This window comes from Roseateles sp. P5_E11 (assembly GCF_054049355.1).
The window spans coordinates 1-4,643 of record NZ_JBFUMO010000467.1 but is presented as its reverse complement, the minus strand read 5'-3'; the positions used below and the strand labels follow the sequence as shown (position 1 = coordinate 4,643).

The 4,643-nt window shown below is 66.0% G+C and carries 4 protein-coding genes and 2 pseudogenes; 5 read left to right on the top strand and 1 reads right to left on the bottom strand.

What is annotated here, in order from left to right; genetic code table 11:
* Positions 1-183: pseudogene (locus tag ACXJKR_RS24735) on the top strand (DUF4149 domain-containing protein); the annotation flags it as partial.
* On the opposite strand, the gene ACXJKR_RS24730 reads toward ACXJKR_RS24735, so the two are convergent.
* Positions 161-634: a YhbY family RNA-binding protein gene (locus ACXJKR_RS24730; RefSeq protein ID WP_056195448.1), complete on the bottom strand. Its 474-nt coding sequence runs from the start codon at positions 632-634 to the stop codon at positions 161-163. The pseudogene ACXJKR_RS24735 and the gene ACXJKR_RS24730 overlap by 23 nt on opposite strands.
* A gap of 20 nt (positions 635-654) precedes the next feature.
* On the opposite strand from ACXJKR_RS24730, the gene ACXJKR_RS24725 reads away from it, so the two are divergent.
* The 4 genes and pseudogenes from ACXJKR_RS24725 to glmM all read left to right on the top strand — a co-directional run.
* Positions 655-1,329 carry an RlmE family RNA methyltransferase gene (locus tag ACXJKR_RS24725; RefSeq protein ID WP_056195451.1) on the top strand — a complete coding sequence of 225 codons (675 nt, stop codon included), beginning with the start codon at positions 655-657 and terminating at the stop codon, positions 1,327-1,329.
* Positions 1,330-1,414: 85 nt separating this feature from the next.
* Positions 1,415-3,313, top strand: coding sequence for an ATP-dependent zinc metalloprotease FtsH (ftsH, locus tag ACXJKR_RS24720; protein WP_457325069.1), 1,899 nt, complete (start codon positions 1,415-1,417; stop codon positions 3,311-3,313).
* A 59-nt stretch (positions 3,314-3,372) separates the two neighbouring features.
* Positions 3,373-4,215: a dihydropteroate synthase gene (folP, locus tag ACXJKR_RS24715; RefSeq protein WP_056195457.1), complete on the top strand. Its 843-nt coding sequence runs from the start codon at positions 3,373-3,375 to the stop codon at positions 4,213-4,215.
* 14 nt (positions 4,216-4,229) lie between these two features.
* Positions 4,230-4,643 (top strand): annotated as a pseudogene (gene glmM / locus ACXJKR_RS24710) (phosphoglucosamine mutase); the annotation flags it as partial.

The window sequence follows — 4,643 nt, the reverse complement described above, 5'->3', positions numbered from 1 at the left end:
GTCGTGGCCCTGTTCTGCACGATTGCCGGCTACTACGGCCTGCAACCGCTGATGGCAGACGCGAAGGCCGGCGCCGGGGTCGCATCCTTCGCGGCGCTGCATGGTGCTTCGCTCGCGTTCTTCGGCGTGAAGGGCCTGGCGGTGCTGGCCCTGGCCTGGATCAGTCCGCGACGTTCTTCTTGACGCTGGTCATGCGGCGCTTGGCGCGCTTGAGTTCGCCACCCTGGGCGACGCGCTGGTTGCCCAGCACCTTGAGTTTGGTGACCTGGGGCCGACCATTGCCGCTCTTGGAGAATTTGACGATCTTGACCACGCGCGGGCCGGGCCGGGCGTCGGTGCGCTCGGCGGCTGCCTTCTCCGGAATCGGCCGCCACAGCACCAGCAGCTTGCCGATGTGCTGGATGGGCGCGGCGTTCAGCTCGTCGCAGAGCTGGGCGAACATGGCTTCGCGCGCAGCGCGGTCGTCGCCCAGCACCCGCACCTTGATCAGGCCATGAGCCTTCAGCGCCAGGTCCACTTCCTTCACGACGGCGGGGGTCAGGCCATCGCCGCCGATCATCACGACCGGGTCGAGATGGTGGGCGTCGGAGCGTTTGTCCTTGCGCTGGGCAGGGGTCAGGATGATTTGAGGCATCCCCGTATTATCCCGTAGGCATGAAAACTCAAACCAAAAGCAAGAAGCTCAACAAGGCGTGGTTGAACAACCATGTCTCGGATCCCTATGTGCAGCAGGCGCAGAAGGACGGCTACCGCTCGCGCGCGGCCTACAAGCTCAAGGAAATCGACGAGGAACTGAAGCTGATCCGCCCGGGCCAGATCGTCGTCGACCTGGGTGCCACGCCCGGTGCCTGGAGCCAGTATCTGCGCCGCCGGTTCGCGCCCACGGAGGCGGGGCGGGGCGGGGCGGCGGTGGGGCAGCTCAACGGCAGCATCATTGCGCTGGACGTGCTGGAGTTCGAGCCCATCGAAGGCGTGCAGTTCATCCAGGGCGATTTTCAGGAGGACGCGGTGCTGGCAGAGCTGGAGGCGGCTCTGGCCGGCCGTCCGGTGGACGTCGTCGTGTCGGACATGGCGCCCAATATGTCGGGTATTGCGTCCACCGATGCCGCCCGCATCTCCGGCCTGGTCGAGCTGGCCGTCGATTTCGCCAGCAGCCACCTCAAGCCCGAGGGCGCGCTGGTGGCCAAGGTCTTCCATGGCAGCGGCTACGACGAGCTCGTGAACCTCTTCAAAACACATTTCAAGGTCTTCAAGGTCGTGAAGCCCAAAGCCTCCCGCATCCGCTCTTCCGAGACATTCTTGGTGGGCATGGGACTGAAAAACCGCTGATTACAGGGGTAGGCCCCTTGCCGCCCCTAAAATCGCCCCCACTGTCCTGAAACCCGCGCTGGGCCATCAGGGCCAAGGAGTCGCAGTGAACAATCAATGGTTTTCGAAGTTCGCCGTCTGGATCGTGATCGCGCTGGTGCTGTTCACGGTCGTCAAGCAGTTCGGCGGCACCACGGCACCCGGTAAGCAGGTGACCTATTCCGAGTTCCTGGATCTCGTCCAGGCGCGCCGGATCAAATCCGCGACGCTGCCCGACGGCATCACCGGTGACATCTACGCCGAAGACACCGAAGGCAACAAGCTGCGCACGCTGGCCACCTACCAGGATCGTGGCCTGGTCGGCGACCTGCGCAATAACGGCGTCAAGTTCGACATCAAGCCGCGTGAAGAGCAGAGCTTCCTGGTCAGCATGCTGATCAACTGGACGCCGATGCTGCTGCTGATCGGTGTCTGGGTCTACTTCATGCGCCAGATGCAGGGTGGCGGCAAGGGCGGGGCATTCAGCTTCGGCAAATCCAAGGCCCGCATGCTGGACGAGGCCAACAACACCGTCACCTTCGCCGACGTCGCTGGTTGCGATGAAGYCAAGGAAGAGGTCAAGGAACTGGTCGACTTCCTGAAGGATCCGCAGAAATTCCAGAAGCTCGGCGGCCGTATCCCGCGTGGTGTGTTGCTTGTCGGCCCTCCGGGTACCGGCAAGACGCTGCTGGCCAAGTCCATCGCCGGTGAAGCCAAGGTGCCCTTCTTCACGATCTCGGGCTCCGACTTCGTCGAGATGTTCGTCGGCGTTGGCGCGGCCCGCGTGCGAGACATGTTCGAGCAGGCCAAGAAGAGCGCGCCCTGCATCATCTTCATCGACGAAATCGACGCCGTCGGCCGCCATCGCGGCGCAGGCCTGGGCGGTGGCAATGATGAGCGCGAGCAGACGCTGAACCAGATGCTGGTCGAGATGGATGGCTTCGAGACCAATCTCGGCGTCATCGTCATCGCCGCCACCAACCGACCCGACATCCTCGACCCCGCGCTGCTGCGCCCCGGCCGCTTCGACCGCCAGGTCTATGTCACGCTGCCGGACATCCGCGGCCGCGAGCAGATCCTGAACGTGCACATGCGCAAGGTGCCTATCGGCCAGGACGTCAACGCGTCCATCCTCGCCCGCGGCACGCCTGGCATGAGCGGTGCCGACCTGGCCAACCTCGTCAACGAGGCTGCCCTGTTCGCCGCGCGCCGCAATGGTCGCCTGGTGGAAATGATCGACTTCGAGCGCGCCAAGGACAAGCTCTACATGGGCCCCGAGCGCAAGAGCATGGTCATGACCGAGGACGAGAAGCGCGCCACGGCGTACCACGAGTCTGGTCATGCCGTCGTCGCCGAGCTGCTGCCCGGCACAGACCCGGTTCACAAGGTCACCATCATGCCGCGCGGGCGCGCCTTGGGCGTGACCTGGCAGCTGCCTGAGCGTGACCAGCACAGCCTGTACTTCAAGCAGATGCTCAACAGCATCAGCATCATGTTCGGCGGCCGCATTGCCKAGGACCTGTTCGTCCACGACATCTCGACCGGTGCATCCAACGACTACGAACGCGCCACCCGCATGGCCCGCGACATGGTGACGCGCTACGGCATGAGCGAGGTGCTCGGCCCGATGGTCTATGCCGAGAACGAGGGCGAAGTCTTCCTCGGCCGCAGCATGACCAAGACGGCCAACATCAGCGAGAGCACGCAGCAGAAGGTCGACGGCGAGATCCGCCGCATCCTCGACCAGCAGTACGCCGTCGCGCAGAAGATCCTCGAGGACAACCGCGACAAGGTCGAGACCATGACCGAGGCGCTGATGAAGTGGGAAACCATCGACCGCGACCAGATCCTGGACATCATGGCCGGCCGCCCCCCACGCGCGCCTGACGACAAGCCGACCCCGAGCGGCCCGACCGGTGGTGGCACGCCGCCGGTCAGCACCGACGGCGCCCCCGCCGCGGCCTGATCCCCACCCCAACGACGGGCCCGGCTTCCACCGGGCCCGTTTTCCATTCCGAGCCGCCCATGCATTGGCAGACCCGCCGCTTCCGCCTTGATTTGAGCCACCCGCGCGTGATGGGCATCGTCAACGTGACGCCGGATTCCTTTTCCGACGGTGGCCGGCATGACGACACCCGGACCGCCATCGCGCACTGCGAGCGCCTGGTGGCAGAAGGCGCCGACATCTTGGACATCGGTGGCGAGTCCACCCGCCCCGGCGCGCCGCGCGTCGATGCCGGCAGCGAATGGGCGCGTATCGACAAGGTGCTGGCCGCGGCGGTCACGTTAGGCGTTCCCGTTTCGGTCGACACCTACAAGCCAGACGTGATGCGCCGCGCGCTGGATGCCGGTGCGGACATCGTCAACGACGTGCAGGCCCTGCAACTGCCCGGCGCGCTGGCGGCTGTGGCCGGCAGCGGTGCGGGTGTCTGCCTGATGCACATGCGCGGCGAGCCGGCGTCGATGATGGAGCTGGCGGTCTACGGCGATGTGGTGGCCGAGGTCGGCGCCTTTCTCGCCCAACGCGCGCAAGCTGCGCGAGATTCGGGCATCCCGGCTGATGCCGTCGCGCTGGATCCGGGTTATGGCTTTGCCAAGAGCGCCGAGCACAACCTCCAGCTGCTGGCCGGGCAGCAACGCCTGGCCGGGCTGGGCTATCCGCTGCTGGTGGGCTGGTCGCGCAAGCGCACACTGGGCGACATCACCGGTCGGCCGGTGGACCAGCGCCTGCCGGCCAGCCTGGCCGCCGCGCTGCGGGCCGTCAGCGCAGGCGCGAACGTGATTCGTGTGCACGATGTCGCCGCCACCGTGGACGCGCTCAAGGTCTGGGCCGCGGTCGATGCGGCGACAATCCCTGCCACGAAATAAGAAGGAAGAGCTCGATGGCCCGCAAGTATTTTGGAACCGACGGCATTCGGGGCACGGTGGGCCAGGACCCGATCACGCCGGACTTCATGCTGCGCCTGGGCCATGCCGTCGGTCGCGTGCTGCGCAAGACGGACGAGCGGCCCACGGTGCTGATCGGCAAGGACACGCGCATCTCGGGCTACATGATCGAGTCCGCACTGGAGGCCGGTTTCGCTTCGGCCGGCGTGAATGTGCTGCTGACCGGCCCGCTGCCGACCCCGGGTGTGGCCTACCTGACGCGCGCGCTGCGCCTGGATCTCGGCGTCGTCATCAGCGCCTCGCACAACCCGTTTGCCGACAACGGCATCAAGTTCTTCTCGGCCAAGGGCGAGAAGCTGCCCGATGCCTGGGAGCTGGCCGTCGAAGCCGCGCTGGAAGAGGCGCCGCAG